The organism is Alkalicoccus daliensis (assembly GCF_900103955.1).
GTDB lineage: Bacteria > Bacillota > Bacilli > Bacillales > Salisediminibacteriaceae > Alkalicoccus > Alkalicoccus daliensis.
The window spans coordinates 859,898-874,260 of sequence record NZ_FNIL01000001.1 but is presented as its reverse complement, the minus strand read 5'-3'; the positions used below and the strand labels follow the sequence as shown (position 1 = coordinate 874,260).

Here is a 14,363-nt window from a genome sequence, read left to right as displayed (position 1 = left end):
TAAAAGTTACTGGAATGCATTATGTTAGCACTTATATTCACTGCCGTAAAAAAGTACTTTTATGTAGAAAGTCGATAAAAATTAATTGAAATTTTTTAGTTATTCGATTGAAAGAAAGGAATTTTTATTTTTTGGCAGCTGATTTGGTGGAACAACGCGGGGGTACCTCAGTGTTAGGATTTACTGAAGTTGATAAATAGTGTATTCTAATCCCAGCTGAACCTTCGTAAAGTTGAAGAATTTATAAAAGGAGGAAATGATTTTGATCAAGAAATTTATACCGGATCAATATGTGCCATCCGTATATGACATAGATATTGAGGTGTTAAAAGAAAAGGGCATTAAAGGTATCATAACAGACTTGGATAATACTCTTGTGGAATGGGATAGGAAAGATGCGACAGAAGAGCTCCTGGAGTGGCTTCAAAAATTAGAAGATGAGGGATTTGAAGTAGTTATTGTATCAAACAATAATGAAAAGAGAGTGCATACCTTTGCAGCACCCCATGGACTGACATTTATTCACAGTGCAAAAAAACCTTTCAGTAAAGCTTTCAGGGCGGCGTGCAGGCTTATGAACCTTCAGCATTCTGAAGCAGTTGTAATAGGCGACCAGCTTCTTACGGATATTCTCGGCGGGAACAGAGCAGGCTTTCACACTATTTTAGTAGTGCCAGTTGCCGCTACGGATGGTATACTAACCAAGTTCAACCGTTCGATCGAACAGAGAGTATTTCGAGCGATGAAACGGAAGGGGTTAATTGAATGGGAGAAAAAATAATCTGCGCCGGATGCGGTGTGGAAATTCAGACTGAAAAACCAGGGGAGACTGGCTATGCACCAGCTTCTGCTTTACAAAGAGATGTGATTATCTGTCAGCGGTGTTTCCGCTTAAAACATTATAATGAAGTGCAGGATGTATCATTAACTGATGATGATTTTTTACGCATGCTGAATCAGCTGAGTTCCAGAGAAGCTTTAATTGTAAAAGTTGTGGATTTATTCGACTTTGATGGCAGCTGGCTTTCCGGAATGCCGCGGTTTATCGGAAACAATCAGGTGCTCCTCGTAGGAAATAAGGTGGACTTGCTTCCCAAGTCGGTAAAAAGACCGAAAGTAATTAACTGGATGAAGCGCCAGGCAAAAGAGTACGGACTTAAACCGGTTGATGTAACACTGATGAGTGCCGCTTCTGGTGAAGCAGTTCTGGAAACTGCACAGGCGATAGATAAATATAGAAAAGGAAAAGATGTGTATGTAGTAGGCTGCACAAATGTAGGCAAGTCCACGTTTATTAATCAGCTGCTTAAAGAGTTTGGTGCGGGGGACGGACCGATGATCACCACCTCCAATATTCCTGGAACAACGCTTGATATGATTGATGTCCCTCTGGATGATGACAGCACTTTATATGATACACCGGGTATCATCAACCATCATCAGATGGCACATCTTGTAACGAAAAAGGATTTGAAAATTATCAGTCCCCGGAAAGAAGTAAAGCCTAAGATTTATCAGCTGCAGCAGGCGCAGACTCTTTTCTTCGGGGGACTTGCAAGATTTGATTTTATAGAGGGAGACCCGCAGTCTTTCGTCGTGTATATGTCCAATGAGCTGACAATTCACAGAACAAAACTGGAAAAAGCGGATAATTTATATCAAAATCATGTAGGAGGACTTCTTACGCCTCCCAATGCGGAAGAATTAGATGAGTTTCCTCCTTTTAAAGAAAAAGAATGGAAAATGCCGAAAGAAAAAGTGGATCTCGTTTTTTCAGGTTTAGGCTGGGTGACGGTAAATGGAGAAGGCGGGACGATTCGCACCTATGCTCCTGAAGGTGTTACAGTAACGATGAGAGAATCAATATTTTAATCGGAGGGAATTAAATGACTCATGTATTTGGAGTAATAGGCAACCCCATTTCCCATAGTTTATCTCCCCTCATGCACGAAGCAGCTTATAAAAAACTGGAGCTTGATGCACGGTATGTGCCTTTCCAGGTGGAAGAAAAGAATTTGGAAACAGCTGTAAAAGGTATGAAAGGGCTAGGGATAAAAGGATTGAATGTTACTATACCTCATAAAGAAGCAGTGATTGAATTTCTTGATGAACTCGATCCTTCAGCAGCAGCCTTAGGGGCGGTTAATACAATATTCTATGATGAAAAGCAAAATAAATTAATTGGTTATAATACAGATGGGGAAGGTTTTTACCGCTCCCTGCGCCCAGAGCTGAGAAAGCCACTGGAAGACTCCCTTATATTAATGATAGGAGCCGGAGGCGCTGCCAGGGGGGTAGCAATCACGCTGGCAGGCAAAGGTGCAAAGCAGCTTACGATTGCTAACAGAACGAAAAGCAAAGCAGAGGAATTAGCTGCCGACTGCGGTGCTTCAGCAAGAGCAATGACACTTAATGAAGCACAGGCAAAATTAACAGAATTTGATATTATTATAAATTCAACTTCTATTGGAATGACGCCAAACATTGGTCAAATGCCGATGTCCCTTGAAACCTTAAGCCGGGATACGTTAGTATGTGATCTGATTTATTCACCAATGAAAACTAGATTTTTAGCAGAAGCAGAAAAAAAGCATGTCAGGACTTTAAATGGTATGGGTATGTTTGTTCAGCAGGGCGCCATTGCATTTGAACACTGGACAGGACTTGATGCGCCGGTGGAAATTATGGAAGAGGCTATTTTAAGCAGATTAAAAGAGGTGTAACAATGTTATCAGGTAAGCAAAAACGCTATTTAAGAAAAAAGGCACATCATATTAAACCAATTCTTCAGGTTGGAAAAGGCGGCATCAATGAAAATGTCATTAAGCAGGCAGATGATGCGCTGGAAGCAAGAGAACTTATTAAAATCAGTATCCTTCAAAATAATATGGACGAAAAAGATGAGGTTGCGGATGAAATTGCTGGAAAAACAAAAGCGGATATTGTGCAGATTATCGGAAGTACAATTATTTTGTACAAAGAGTCAAAAGAAAACAAGCAGATAGAACTCCCGGTTCAGGAGGACTGACGATGAAGAAAATAGGCATCCTGGGAGGAACTTTTGATCCTCCGCACATAGGACATCTGGCTATGGCAGAAGAAGCGAGAATAAAATTTGCGCTTGATGAAATCTGGTGGATGCCTAACCGCCTGCCCCCGCACAAATCTCTTACAGGTACTACCGAAAAGCAGCGTATTGAAATGGTAGAGCAGATGGTTCGATTATCACCGGCATTTGTTTTATGCTTAAATGAAATGGAGCGGAAAGGCCCTTCCTACACGATTGATACGTTCTCGGAGCTGCAGACTGAATTTCCCGAACATGATTTTTATTTTATTATGGGCGGAGACAGCTATGAAACTTTTCATTTATGGCACGGTTTTAAGAAATTACAGGAAATGCTGGCATTTATAGTGATGGAAAGACCTGGAACGCAGACATCAGAAGTCCGTCCGCAGGATTTTAAGAGCATTCATTTTTTGGAAAGAATTCAACTCGATATTTCTTCTACTTCTATTCGAAACAGTATAAAAGAAGGTACGTGGAATCGGTTTCTAGTAACTGAAGGGGTAGCGGAAGTAATAAAGGAGCATCAATTGTATGAATGAGCAGGAGGCACTGTCAGCAGTAAAAGAAGCACTAAAGCCCCAAAGGTATGAACATACACTGCGGGTAACGGAGACGGCGGAACAGTTATGCCATGTATACGGCGGGAACCTCCAAAAAATCCGCCTTGCTTCTATCCTCCATGACTATGCGAAATACCGCTCTGCTTCAGAAATGAGAAATACAGTTAAAGAAGAAGCAGATCTTCCGGACCAGCTGCTGGATTTTGGAGATGAACTTCTGCATTCATTCGTAGGTGCGTTTTACGTAAAAAAAGAATTAGGCATAGCAGATAAAGATGTGCTGCAGATGATCGCTTCACATACAACAGGAAGAGAACAAATGTCTCTGGAAGAAGAAATTGTTTTCCTGGCTGATTATATTGAGCCCGGCAGAACATTTCCTGGAGCTGCTGAAGCAAGGAAAGCTTCAAAAGTAAGTCTGGAAGCAGGATGCCTGTCAGCGCTGTCACAGACTATTACGTTTTTGGTTTCAAAAAGAATTTCGGTGTATCCGGATACTTTTGCAGCGTACAATTATTATATTATGAAACGAAAGGATGATTTTTTTAATGGAAAGTAAAGAATTATTGGATATTACCGTACGTGCTGCTGATGAGAAAAACGCGCAGCAGATTAAATCCCTGAATATGAAAGGTGTTTCTTCCATCGCAGATTATTTTGTGATCTGTCACGGGAATTCCGAAACACAGGTGGAGGCAATCGCCCAGGAAGTGAAACAAAAAGCGCTGGAGTCCGGAATTGATGTAAAAAGAATGGAAGGGCTGAAAGAAGCACGCTGGGTTTTAATAGATTTAGCTGATGTTGTTGTGCATATTTTCCACAAAGAAGATCGCGATTATTATCAGCTCGAAAAATTATGGGGTGATGCTCCGATTATGGACGTGGAAGAAATGCTCCGCTGATCCCCCGGGAGGGAATTATATTGTCAGAACAGCACTTTGCAGCATTATATGACACTCTTATGGAGGATGCTCCTTATGGTGCGTGGCTTCAGTTTGCGACCAGCTATGTGAAAAAATCTGCAAGAATTCTGGATCTCGCATGCGGAACAGGAACATTAACGCTGCAGCTTGAAGACCAGGGGTTCCAGACAACTGGAGTGGATATTTCTGGAGAAATGCTTGCTGTAGCGGAAAAAAAAGCGCGGGAAAGAGGAAATAATACCGTTTTTATGGAACAGGATATGAGGCATATCTCAGGCTTCAGCAATATGGATGCTGTAACTTTATTTTGTGACGGGCTGAACTATTTAGCTGAAGAAAATGAAGTGAAATCCACCTTTTCACATGTAGCCGAAAGTCTACGATCAGGAGGAGTATTTTTATTTGATGTTCATTCTCCTTTTAAGGTGGAACATATATTTGATCATCAGCTGTACGGGGAAAATGCCGAAGAAATAACTTATTTATGGTTTTGTGAACCAGGTGAAGCGGAACTCAGCGTTCATCATTCTCTTACCTTCTTCATTAAACAGGAAGATGGAAGGTATCTTCGTGAGGATGAGGAACTGTTCCAGCGTACTTTTCTTCCTTCCGTTTATAAAAAGTGGCTTATAGAGGCTGGGTTTCATAATATTGTAATTAGCGGTGACTTTGGAAAAAGAGATTACCTTGAGGAAGATGATCGTATTTTTTTCAAAGCTGAAAAAAAATAGTGGACGAATACGTGTTCGGTATATATAATATTTATAAATTCATATTTAACCACTTAGAAGTGGTCTGCCATTTACTGAAAGACTAATAACAGGAATTTTCTGTCCGCCGAATCAGGCAGGGCGGATTTTTTTGTGTAAAAAATATATTTTTACTGCAAAAATCATAATAAGGAGGGGGAAAATGAATGCTGTACTGGATAGGCTGAAAAATATGGATCGGTTACTGCTGGGGAAGATAGCAGGAGGGATCATTCTGCTTGCGGCGATTGGATTATATTACTTTTTTACAGAAGAGGAACAGTTAAACTCTGAAACTATCATGGACATAGGGCATACTGCTGAAGAAAATGATCTGGAAGAGACACCTGTAGAGATGAAAGTCGATATTAAGGGCGAAGTACAGTTTCCTGGTGTTTATACCGCATCCTCAGAAGACAGAGTAGAAAAATTAATAGATGAAGCCGGTGGACTTACAGCAGATGCAGCGATAGAGACGGTGAACTTTGCACAGCGTGTGTATGACGAAATGGTAATTATCATCCCCTCTGCTGAAGAAGCAGAAGCTCATACAGGTGAAACTCCCCAGCATGAAACTGTGGAAATGAATAAAATACCTATTAATACAGCTGAACAGGCATCCTGGGAAACGTTAAACGGTATTGGTCCTGCAAAAGCTTCAGCAATCATACAATACAGGGAGGAAAATGGCCCTTTCACTTCCGTGGAAGAGCTGATGGAAGTCCCGGGGATTGGGGAGAAAACACTGGAATCAATCAGGGATCAATTATCTTTGCATTAACAAACAATTTGTAAGGGGGAAACGCTGTAAAGATTACTTTATAATACTCCCGGGGCATACTGAAATCCTGATTAGTATGATAAACTTTTAGTCATAGTGAAAACTTGAAGGAGTGAGGTAGTTGGAACGGATTTCCTGGCATCAATATTTTATGGCGCAGAGTCATCTTTTAGCATTGAGAAGTACTTGTACGAGACTTATGGTCGGAGCTTCGATTGTAAGGGATAAAAGAATAATTGCAGGCGGTTATAACGGATCAATTTCTGGAGGAAGCCACTGCTCTGAAGATGGATGCTATCTTGTGGATGACCATTGTGCACGAACTATCCACGCGGAAGTAAATGCTATTATCCAGTGCGCAAAGTTCGGAGTAGCTACAGAAGGGTCCGAGATTTACGTGACTCATTTTCCATGTCTTAACTGCTGCAAAGCAATTATTCAAGCTGGAATCAGAAAAATTTATTACGCAGCAGATTATAAAAATCATCCATTTGCAGAAGAACTTTTCAGAGAATCCGGCGTATCGGTGGAACAAGTGGAACTTGAAGAAATGATTTTAGATACGAATAATAAAGAGAAGCTTGCATTTACAGCGGAACTGCTGGGAAAGCTTGAAAAAACGGGCATGCCCGAAAAAGAGCTGCAGAAAATGAGAAACAAAGCAAACGAACTTTTTATACATACCAGCTAGGTGTCGTTTGCGTGAATATTACAGAACGGATAAATGCTCAAGCGCTTCTCATGTGGAAGAAGGTTTGGTATGTATTCGTTTTTTTATTTATTCAGCGGTACCATCCTGGGAATAGTCTTATATATTAGTTATAATCCAGAAGGACGTCTCACCGGGATTGCATTATTATTTATTTTTATGTGTTTCAGCAGAAAGAAAAGCTTTTTGCTGGCAGGGTTGATATTTGGGTTCGGTGCGGCTTTGTTTACCGCTGCAGATATGGAAGCAGTGGAGCCAGAAAAAAACTTATCAGTTGCTGGGCAGGTGGTAACGGTTCCTGTTCCTGCAGGGAGTCAGAACAATGTCAGCTATACTTTTAATACAGCCACCTCGGGGAAACTGCGGGTTTATTCAGAGGCGATCCCAGAAGCAGGGTCTGAGTGTATTCTGCATGGAGAAATCGCAGTTCCTGCTGCGGTCAAAAGTCCATATCAGTTTGATTATAAAAATTATCTTGATACTTTAGGGATAGCAGGCCAGTTTTTTGCGAAAGAAGTAAATTGTAATAATAATACATCGATGTTTTATAAAAGTTTGGATAAACGGCATCACATTATTAAGAAAGTAAATGAGGAAGAGTCGGAAATCAGAGCTCTCTTTACTGCGCTTGTTTTTGGGGAGCGGGCTTATATTGCAGAGGAAAGAATTACCCTGTACCAGCGGCTTGGGGTAATTCATCTGCTGGCAGTTTCAGGGTTGCATGTAGGTCTGCTTTCCGGAGCACTCTGGTATTTGTTAGTCAGGATTGGCCTGACGAAGCAGCAGGCAGCAGCGGCTGTTATCCTGTGTATGCCGGTTTATATTGTCCTGGCTGGTGCAGGACCTTCCGTTATTCGATCTGGGAGTATGATGATACTTGGTTTAACTTTGTATTTGTTTAAACAAAGACCACCTTTAATAGAAGTGTGCAGCATTATTGGTACGGGGGTGCTGCTATGGAACCCGCTTATGCTTTTCCACGTAGGTTTTCAGCTTTCTTTTTTAACAAGTATCGTGCTTATTCTTTCTGCTCCGCTGCTGAGAGAAGGCGGATTTTTAATATTAAAAGTTACTTTTACAGCCCAGCTTGCTTCTCTTCCGTTGATTCTGTTTTATTTTTATGAAATCTCTTTTCTGACTTTAATTGCAAATACATTTTTCATCCCCTTTGTTACTTTCATTATGCTTCCTTCAGCTTTCGTGTTCATGATTCTGTTTCAAATTCATCCCGCTTCAGCAGAGTTCATTGAAAAGACAGTTCAATTTTTTCTTATTCCCGCACATGCACTTTTGGAATGGATGGACAGTTTCTCTGGCCATATGATTAATACCGGAGCCGTCCATCCTCTGGCAGCTGTGGTATTGGCAGCAGCGGCAGCGGTATTGTTTTTATGCTGGGAAATCAGGAAGTATCGGTATAGTGCTGCGGTTTTTCTGGTATTTTGTTTATTGGGTACTGCCACTTCTTTAAAATTAGATAAATATGGCTATGTGCATTTTCTCGATGTGGGACAGGGAGATACAACTATTATTGAAATGCCTTACAAACAGAACATTTATATGATTGATACTGGTGGAGAAGTCCGATTCACAGAAGGGGAACTCGAAGTTTCTGATAATGGACCCGGAAAAAGAACGATCCTTCCTTTTTTAAAAGGTAAGGGGATTACAGAAATAAATATAGTTGTAATTACACATGGGCATGCGGATCACATGGGAGAACTCTGTTATTTAACGGATCATATTACTATTGGACAGGTACTTCTTCCAATAAATATTAGTCAGTCAGATTTTCTGCAGGAACAGCTGAGCTGTTTAGAAAATAACCGTGTGCCTGTAAAATATGTACAGGAGGGTGATAGATGGATAGATGGTGAAAATATTTTTCAGGTTATCCACCCGCACCCAGATCTAATCTATAGTGAAAATGACCAATCTGTCGTTATCAATGCAGAAATTGAAGGAGTGAAATTTTTATTTACAGGGGATATTGAAGAAGAGGCAGAAAAAGATATTGTAAAGCAAGGCGGAAATCTCGCAGCGGATATTTTGAAAGTCGCACATCATGGCAGTGCTACTTCTTCTTATGAAGAGTTTTTAGCTGAGGCAGCTCCTGAAGCAGCTATAATTCAAGTGGGTGAAAATAACAGGTACGGGCATCCTTCCGCGGAGGTACTGCATGCTCTTGAGTCTGTGCAGGTATACCGAACAGATCTGCATGGAACTATTTCTGTGAAAGTCCTTGAGGGAAAGTGGGAAGTGCTCCCGTTTATTCGGGAGCAGGATGTAAGGTGACATTTATATACGACAAAAGCCTATCCTCAAAAAGGATAGGCTTGCTGAAGCTCTTTTGTCCGGTGCATATCGGTGTTTAGAAAAACAGGTCCACGATATGACCGATAGAGAAAATAAGCATAAAAAATACAAAGGAAGCGACAAAGCCGATCCCACTATCGATAGCATCATTGCGGTTCGACTGGACGTCTTTTTCGAACTCGTTCATACGTATCCCTCCTGTCATAAAAATTATAATCGATTATTTGATAAAAATCTACTCAGGGGTAAAAAGAAATTAATTAAGAACTTAATTTAACGCCTGTTATCATCGTTTTTAGAAAATGAACATGGTATGGTATGATATATGAACATTACATAGGGGGCATTTTTTATGTCTTATTTGGACAGGTTAAAGGAAATTAAACAAAATAATATAGCACCGGTGTATCTGCTTTATGGAAACGAAACATATTTAATGGAAGATGTTCTGCAGAAACTGATCACTCAAGTTCTGGCGCCTGAGGAGCAGGACATGAAATTATTGAAATTTGATATGACAGAAGAAAGCATTGATACAGCGGTCGAAGAAGCATATACATTTCCGTTTATGGGTGGTAAAAAAGTTGTGGTAGTGAAAGATGCTTATTTTTTAACTGCGCAGAAAAGAAAAGAAAAAGTAGAGCATGACATTACCAAATTAAATGAGTATGCCCTTAGAGCTCCTGAAGAAACTGTTTTTATAATTTTAGCTCCTTACGAGAAGCTGGATGAAAGAAAAAAAGTTGTAAAGCAGCTTAGGAAACAGGCCGCAGTTCTCGATGCAAAACCTTTAAATGAAAAAGAGCTCAGGAAATGGCTGGAGGAAAAAGCTTCTGAATTAAATACAGCGATCGACTCTGCGGCTGTAGAGAAGCTGCTTTCTTTAGTGGGAGACAATTTATTAATGTTAACTTCAGAAATGAATAAACTTGCTACCCATTCCGAGGATGGAGTTATTCGTGCAGAAGCAGTAGAAACTTTAGTATCCCGGTCTCTGGAACATGATATTTTCTCCCTAGTTGATCATGTTGTGAAAAGTGACATTGAGAACGCTATGAGGATCTACCGGGATTTAATTAAGCAGAAGGAAGCCCCGCTGAAAATTCTGGCACTGATGGTAAGGCAGTTTCGTATTTTATATCAGGTGAAGCAGCTTGTACAGCAGGGGTACGGAGAAAAAATGATCGCATCCCGATTGAAACTTCATCCTTTTGCAGTCAAACTCGCAGCAAAACAGTCCAGACAGTTTGAAGCAGCAACGCTGCTCAGCCTGCTGGATGACCTGGCAGAACTCGACTTTCGAATAAAAACAGGAAAAATTGAAGAAGAGCTGGGTGTGGAACTTTTTCTGTTAAGCAGATCAAAGCCATCTATTCAATTTTCTTAAATAATGAGAATATAATTAAGTGCAGACTCTGAATATTTGGCAGGTATTTAAACCGCAGACAGCTTATGAAAACACGAAAAAGGGTTGAACCGAAAGACCTGCCGGTTCAACCCTTTAGTGCATATTATGCGCTAATTTCGTTTAAACGCTTCTGTAAACGCGCTTTGCGACGATTTGCAGCGTTTTTGTGGAAAAGGCCTTTGTTTACTGCCTTATCCAGCTTGCTAGTTGCGCTGAGGAAAAATTCCTGCGCACTGTTTACGTCCTTCTCGTCTGCCTTCGCGTGGAATGCTTTAATCGTAGAACGTAGGTCAGATTTGAATGCATTATTGCGTGCACGAGCTAATTCGTTAACCTGAACACGTTTTTTTGCTGATTTAATATTTGCCACCTGCTTCACCTCCTCTAAGATGCAACGGTAACGGTTGAAGATAATTGCAACACTAGAGATTTTATCAAATGCCCTTTTAAAAAGCAATATTATTTTACTGTAAGAATTATAAAGAAAGTTTGAATCAAGGGTAGAGTTATTGTTATAATGAGGAGCAATGTAATGCTCGGAAGCAGGATACAGGAGTGATAATAGAATGAAACCAGAAGATAGAATTAAAAGAAGAGACAAAATACGAAATTTCTCCATCATCGCCCACATAGACCATGGAAAGTCTACGCTGGCAGACAGAATTCTGGAGAAAACCAGTGCGCTGACGCAGCGCGAAATGCAGGACCAGATGCTTGACGCTATGGATCTTGAGCGTGAACGCGGCATCACTATTAAGCTGAATGCAGTTCAGTTAAACTATAAATCGCAGGATGGAGAAACTTATATTTTTCATCTGATTGATACGCCGGGTCATGTAGATTTTGCTTATGAAGTCTCAAGAAGTCTTGCAGCCTGTGAGGGCGCACTGCTGATTGTCGATGCAGCGCAGGGGATTGAGGCGCAGACTTTGGCAAATGTATACTTAGCATTGGATAATGAGCTTGAAATACTGCCGATCATTAACAAAATTGATCTGCCGAGTGCGGAACCCGACCGGGTGCGCCAGGAAGTTGAAGATGTAATCGGACTTCCGGGAGAAGACTGTATCCCAGCTTCTGCAAAAAATGGGATCGGTATAGATGATATTCTGGAAGCAGTAGTGGCGAAAGTGCCTGCGCCTACGGGAGACCCTGAAGCACCTTTGAAAGCGATGATTTTTGACAGCATCTATGATCCATACAGAGGTGTTATCGTTTATATCAGAATCATGGAAGGAACCGTTAAGCCTGGCCAGAAAATTAAAATGATGGCGAACAATAAAGAGTTTGAAGTGCAGGAGATTGGAGTCTTCACACCAAAGCCTTTAGCACAGGAAGAACTTACTGTTGGAGATGTAGGATTTATGATTGCCGGGATTAAAAATGTCGGGGAGAGCCAGGTGGGTGACACAGTTACCCATGCGCATAAACCTACAGCAGAAGCTATGCCAGGATACCGAAGATTGAATCCGATGGTTTTCTGCGGATTATACCCAGTAGATGCGAGCGACTATAATGATTTAAGAGATGCTTTGGAAAAACTTGAGCTGAACGATTCTGCGCTGCAGTTTGAAGCAGAAACTTCCCAGGCGCTGGGCTTCGGTTTCCGCTGCGGTTTCTTAGGACTGCTTCATATGGAAATTATCCAGGAAAGAATTGAGCGGGAATTTGATATTGATTTGATTACCACTGCTCCAAGTGTTATCTATGAAGTGACTAAAACGGATGGTTCTTCGATTGAAATCAGCAACCCGTCAGATATGCCGGATGCGCAGTCTGTGGATTACGTACGGGAGCCTTATGTGAAAGCGGAAGTAATGGTACCAAATGATTACGTAGGGGCCGTTATGGAACTTTGCCAGCGTAAACGGGGGGATTATGTTGATATGAAATACCTTGATGCGAACCGGGTAAATATCATTTATGAAATCCCTCTTTCAGAAATAGTGTATGACTTCTTTGATACGCTTAAATCGAACACGAAAGGCTATGCTTCTTTTGACTACGAAATCATTGGTTATAAGGAAAGCAACCTTGTGAAGATGGACATCCTTCTTAACGGAGAATCAATTGACGCCCTGTCTATTATTGTTCACCGGGATTCCGCGTATGACCGCGGAAAGATAATTGCAGAAAAGCTGAAAAAACTTATTCCAAGACAGCAGTTTGAAGTTCCGGTCCAGGCAAGTATCGGCCAGAAAATTGTTGCCCGTTCCACGATCAAAGCCATGCGTAAAAATGTTCTTGCAAAATGTTACGGCGGAGATATTTCCCGTAAAAGAAAACTTCTTGAGAAACAAAAAGCAGGTAAGAAACGCATGAAGAGCGTTGGTAACGTAGATGTGCCGCAGGAAGCTTTTATGTCGGTACTTAGTATGGACGAAGACAATTAATAGAGAAGAGGGTGGCATCGTCACCCTTTTTTCTGTGTTTTAAAGAAAGGATTAATTCGAATGAGAAAATCTCTCTATGTGCACGTTCCTTTTTGTGAACAAATTTGCCATTACTGCGATTTTAATAAATTTTTTCTCAAAAACCAGCCGGTGGATGAGTATGTGGAAGCAGCTGTGGAAGAAATGAAAAAAACTGCTGCAGCGTTTCCCCAGCACGAATTTATTGAAACAATATATATTGGCGGCGGCACCCCTACTTCTCTTTCCAGTACACAGTTAAAACATCTGCTGGAAGCGATACCGAATAATTTCACACTGGCAGATACTACCGAATGGACAGTGGAAGTAAATCCAGGAAGTGCAGACAAAGAAAAGTTTGAAATGATAAAACAGGCAGGGGTGAACAGACTAAGTATAGGAGCCCAGACTTTTGATCCGGATCTTTTACAAAAAATAAACCGGGATCATAAGCCGGCGCAGGTGGAAGAAACGATCCGGCTTGCACAGGATGCAGGCATTGATAATTTATCTATAGATTTAATGTTCGGACTTCCCGGCCAGACGATGGAGCAGTGGAAGGACACGCTCTCTCAGGCGGCTGCACTTCCTATAAAGCATATTAGTGCCTATTCATTAAAAATAGAACCGAAGACAGTTTTTTATCAAATGCTGAATAAAGGAACATTAAAGCTGCCGGAACAGGAACTGGAAGCAGAAATGTATGAATATATGCTGCAGTTTCTCCGGGAAGAGGGATTTCAAGCTTATGAAATTAGTAACTTTGCAAGAAATAGAGAAGAAAGTCTTCATAACCTTACGTATTGGGACAATAACGAATACTATGGAATAGGAGCAGGCGCACATAGTTACATGGATGGCGTCCGACGGAGAAACCATGGTCCCCTTCCAAAGTATTTAAAAGCAATTGCTGAAGACAAGCTTCCGTATTTAGAGGAGAATCCAGTTTCCCGGAAAGAAATGATGGAAGAAGAAATGTTTATGGGCCTCCGAAAAAGGCTAGGAGTGTCTAAGAAGAAATTTGAGAATAGGTATGACCAGACGATTGACCAGGCATTTCCAGGAATTATTACTGGATTAAAGCAGCAGGGCCTGCTGGAGGAAACAGATTACTACATTTACTTAACTGAGACCGGTCTTTTGCTGGGAAATGAAGTTTTTGAACAATTTTTAGCAGGGTAACTTCCTGCAGCTTTCCTTAATTAATATACTCAGTTTCCCGGAAGCCCGGACAGAAGACGGCGGGAGAGTCAAACTCGTCAGGGCATTCGGGAAGGTCATAAAGTACGAACGGAATAAAACCTGCTTCTACAGGTAAGTGTGTGGATTTTTCATGCTGACTGATGGAGCGGCAAGATCAGGAGATACGACAGCAAATAATCAGAGAATGCCGGCAGGAAGCCCTTCAGCAAAAAATCTTTTTAGGGTAATTTCCA

The 14,363-nt window shown here is 41.1% G+C and carries 16 protein-coding genes; 14 read left to right on the top strand and 2 right to left on the bottom strand.

The genetic code is table 11. The features are described from left to right. Positions 1-265: 265 nt before the first annotated feature. The 11 genes from BLP92_RS04315 to BLP92_RS04265 all read left to right on the top strand — a co-directional run bounded on the left by BLP92_RS04315 (position 266) and on the right by BLP92_RS04265 (position 9,087). The gene (locus BLP92_RS04315) at positions 266-781 is read left to right on the top strand and encodes a YqeG family HAD IIIA-type phosphatase (RefSeq protein WP_090841096.1); all 516 of its coding nucleotides are present in this window, start codon (positions 266-268) and stop codon (positions 779-781) included. Further along, entirely contained in the window at positions 766-1,872 is a 1,107-nt protein-coding gene (yqeH, locus tag BLP92_RS04310) for a ribosome biogenesis GTPase YqeH (protein ID WP_090840893.1), read from the top strand. Before BLP92_RS04315 ends, yqeH begins: the two co-directional genes overlap by 16 nt. 14 nt (positions 1,873-1,886) lie before the next feature. Beyond that, a complete protein-coding gene (gene aroE / locus BLP92_RS04305; protein WP_090840891.1) occupies positions 1,887-2,723 on the top strand; it encodes a shikimate dehydrogenase in 837 nt (278 codons plus the stop codon). 2 nt (positions 2,724-2,725) lie between these two features. Further along, complete coding sequence (gene yhbY / locus BLP92_RS04300; RefSeq protein WP_090840889.1) at positions 2,726-3,028, top strand: ribosome assembly RNA-binding protein YhbY; 303 nt, start codon at positions 2,726-2,728, stop codon at positions 3,026-3,028. Positions 3,029-3,030: 2 nt separating this feature from the next. Next, positions 3,031-3,609 (top strand): nicotinate-nucleotide adenylyltransferase, encoded by a 579-nt coding sequence (gene nadD, locus BLP92_RS04295; RefSeq protein ID WP_090840888.1) that lies wholly within the window; start codon positions 3,031-3,033, stop codon positions 3,607-3,609. Further along, on the top strand, positions 3,602-4,189 hold the full coding sequence (gene yqeK / locus BLP92_RS04290; RefSeq protein WP_090840886.1) for a bis(5'-nucleosyl)-tetraphosphatase (symmetrical) YqeK: 588 nt from the start codon (positions 3,602-3,604) through the stop codon (positions 4,187-4,189). Before nadD ends, yqeK begins: the two co-directional genes overlap by 8 nt. Further along, on the top strand, positions 4,179-4,532 hold the full coding sequence (rsfS, locus tag BLP92_RS04285) for a ribosome silencing factor (RefSeq protein WP_090840884.1): 354 nt from the start codon (positions 4,179-4,181) through the stop codon (positions 4,530-4,532). The genes yqeK and rsfS overlap by 11 nt, the downstream gene beginning before the upstream one ends. Before the next feature lie 20 nt (positions 4,533-4,552). Beyond that, on the top strand, positions 4,553-5,284 hold the full coding sequence (locus BLP92_RS04280) for a class I SAM-dependent DNA methyltransferase (protein ID WP_090840882.1): 732 nt from the start codon (positions 4,553-4,555) through the stop codon (positions 5,282-5,284). A gap of 181 nt (positions 5,285-5,465) precedes the next feature. Next, entirely contained in the window at positions 5,466-6,083 is a 618-nt protein-coding gene (locus tag BLP92_RS04275; protein ID WP_090840880.1) for a helix-hairpin-helix domain-containing protein, read from the top strand. 121 nt (positions 6,084-6,204) lie between these two features. Continuing rightward, positions 6,205-6,774, top strand: coding sequence for a ComE operon protein 2 (locus BLP92_RS04270; protein ID WP_090840878.1), 570 nt, complete (start codon positions 6,205-6,207; stop codon positions 6,772-6,774). A 69-nt stretch (positions 6,775-6,843) separates the two neighbouring features. After that, positions 6,844-9,087, top strand: coding sequence for a DNA internalization-related competence protein ComEC/Rec2 (locus BLP92_RS04265; RefSeq protein ID WP_175444173.1), 2,244 nt, complete (start codon positions 6,844-6,846; stop codon positions 9,085-9,087). 76 nt (positions 9,088-9,163) lie between these two features. Here BLP92_RS04265 and BLP92_RS04260 read toward each other — a convergent pair whose 3' ends face one another. Next, positions 9,164-9,295: a YqzM family protein gene (locus BLP92_RS04260; protein WP_090840874.1), complete on the bottom strand. Its 132-nt coding sequence runs from the start codon at positions 9,293-9,295 to the stop codon at positions 9,164-9,166. A gap of 165 nt (positions 9,296-9,460) precedes the next feature. Between BLP92_RS04260 and holA the strand changes: the two genes are divergently transcribed. Next, positions 9,461-10,495 carry a DNA polymerase III subunit delta gene (holA, locus tag BLP92_RS04255; RefSeq protein ID WP_090840872.1) on the top strand — a complete coding sequence of 345 codons (1,035 nt, stop codon included), beginning with the start codon at positions 9,461-9,463 and terminating at the stop codon, positions 10,493-10,495. A gap of 124 nt (positions 10,496-10,619) precedes the next feature. Here holA and rpsT read toward each other — a convergent pair whose 3' ends face one another. Then, on the bottom strand, positions 10,620-10,886 hold the full coding sequence (gene rpsT / locus BLP92_RS04250; protein ID WP_090840870.1) for a 30S ribosomal protein S20: 267 nt from the start codon (positions 10,884-10,886) through the stop codon (positions 10,620-10,622). Positions 10,887-11,082: 196 nt separating this feature from the next. On the opposite strand from rpsT, the gene lepA reads away from it, so the two are divergent. Both lepA and hemW read left to right on the top strand, forming a co-directional pair. Further along, positions 11,083-12,909 carry a translation elongation factor 4 gene (gene lepA / locus BLP92_RS04245; RefSeq protein ID WP_090840868.1) on the top strand — a complete coding sequence of 609 codons (1,827 nt, stop codon included), beginning with the start codon at positions 11,083-11,085 and terminating at the stop codon, positions 12,907-12,909. 60 nt (positions 12,910-12,969) lie between these two features. Next, positions 12,970-14,109, top strand: coding sequence for a radical SAM family heme chaperone HemW (hemW, locus tag BLP92_RS04240; protein WP_090840867.1), 1,140 nt, complete (start codon positions 12,970-12,972; stop codon positions 14,107-14,109). Positions 14,110-14,363: the final 254 nt, after the last annotated feature.

What these genes read in the sequence shown, in the direction of transcription:
- hemW (WP_090840867.1), top strand. Translation starts at nt 12,970, where the DNA reads ATGAGAAAATCTCTCTATGTGCACGTTCCTTTTTGTGAACAAATTTGC.
- yqeH (WP_090840893.1), top strand. Translation starts at nt 766, where the DNA reads ATGGGAGAAAAAATAATCTGCGCCGGATGCGGTGTGGAAATTCAGACT.
- rsfS (WP_090840884.1), top strand. Translation starts at nt 4,179, where the DNA reads ATGGAAAGTAAAGAATTATTGGATATTACCGTACGTGCTGCTGATGAG.
- yqeK (WP_090840886.1), top strand. Translation starts at nt 3,602, where the DNA reads ATGAATGAGCAGGAGGCACTGTCAGCAGTAAAAGAAGCACTAAAGCCC.
- BLP92_RS04260 (WP_090840874.1), bottom strand. Translation starts at nt 9,295, where the DNA reads ATGAACGAGTTCGAAAAAGACGTCCAGTCGAACCGCAATGATGCTATC.
- lepA (WP_090840868.1), top strand. Translation starts at nt 11,083, where the DNA reads ATGAAACCAGAAGATAGAATTAAAAGAAGAGACAAAATACGAAATTTC.
- aroE (WP_090840891.1), top strand. Translation starts at nt 1,887, where the DNA reads ATGACTCATGTATTTGGAGTAATAGGCAACCCCATTTCCCATAGTTTA.
- BLP92_RS04275 (WP_090840880.1), top strand. Translation starts at nt 5,466, where the DNA reads ATGAATGCTGTACTGGATAGGCTGAAAAATATGGATCGGTTACTGCTG.
- BLP92_RS04265 (WP_175444173.1), top strand. Translation starts at nt 6,844, where the DNA reads ATGTATTCGTTTTTTTATTTATTCAGCGGTACCATCCTGGGAATAGTC.
- holA (WP_090840872.1), top strand. Translation starts at nt 9,461, where the DNA reads ATGTCTTATTTGGACAGGTTAAAGGAAATTAAACAAAATAATATAGCA.
- yhbY (WP_090840889.1), top strand. Translation starts at nt 2,726, where the DNA reads ATGTTATCAGGTAAGCAAAAACGCTATTTAAGAAAAAAGGCACATCAT.
- nadD (WP_090840888.1), top strand. Translation starts at nt 3,031, where the DNA reads ATGAAGAAAATAGGCATCCTGGGAGGAACTTTTGATCCTCCGCACATA.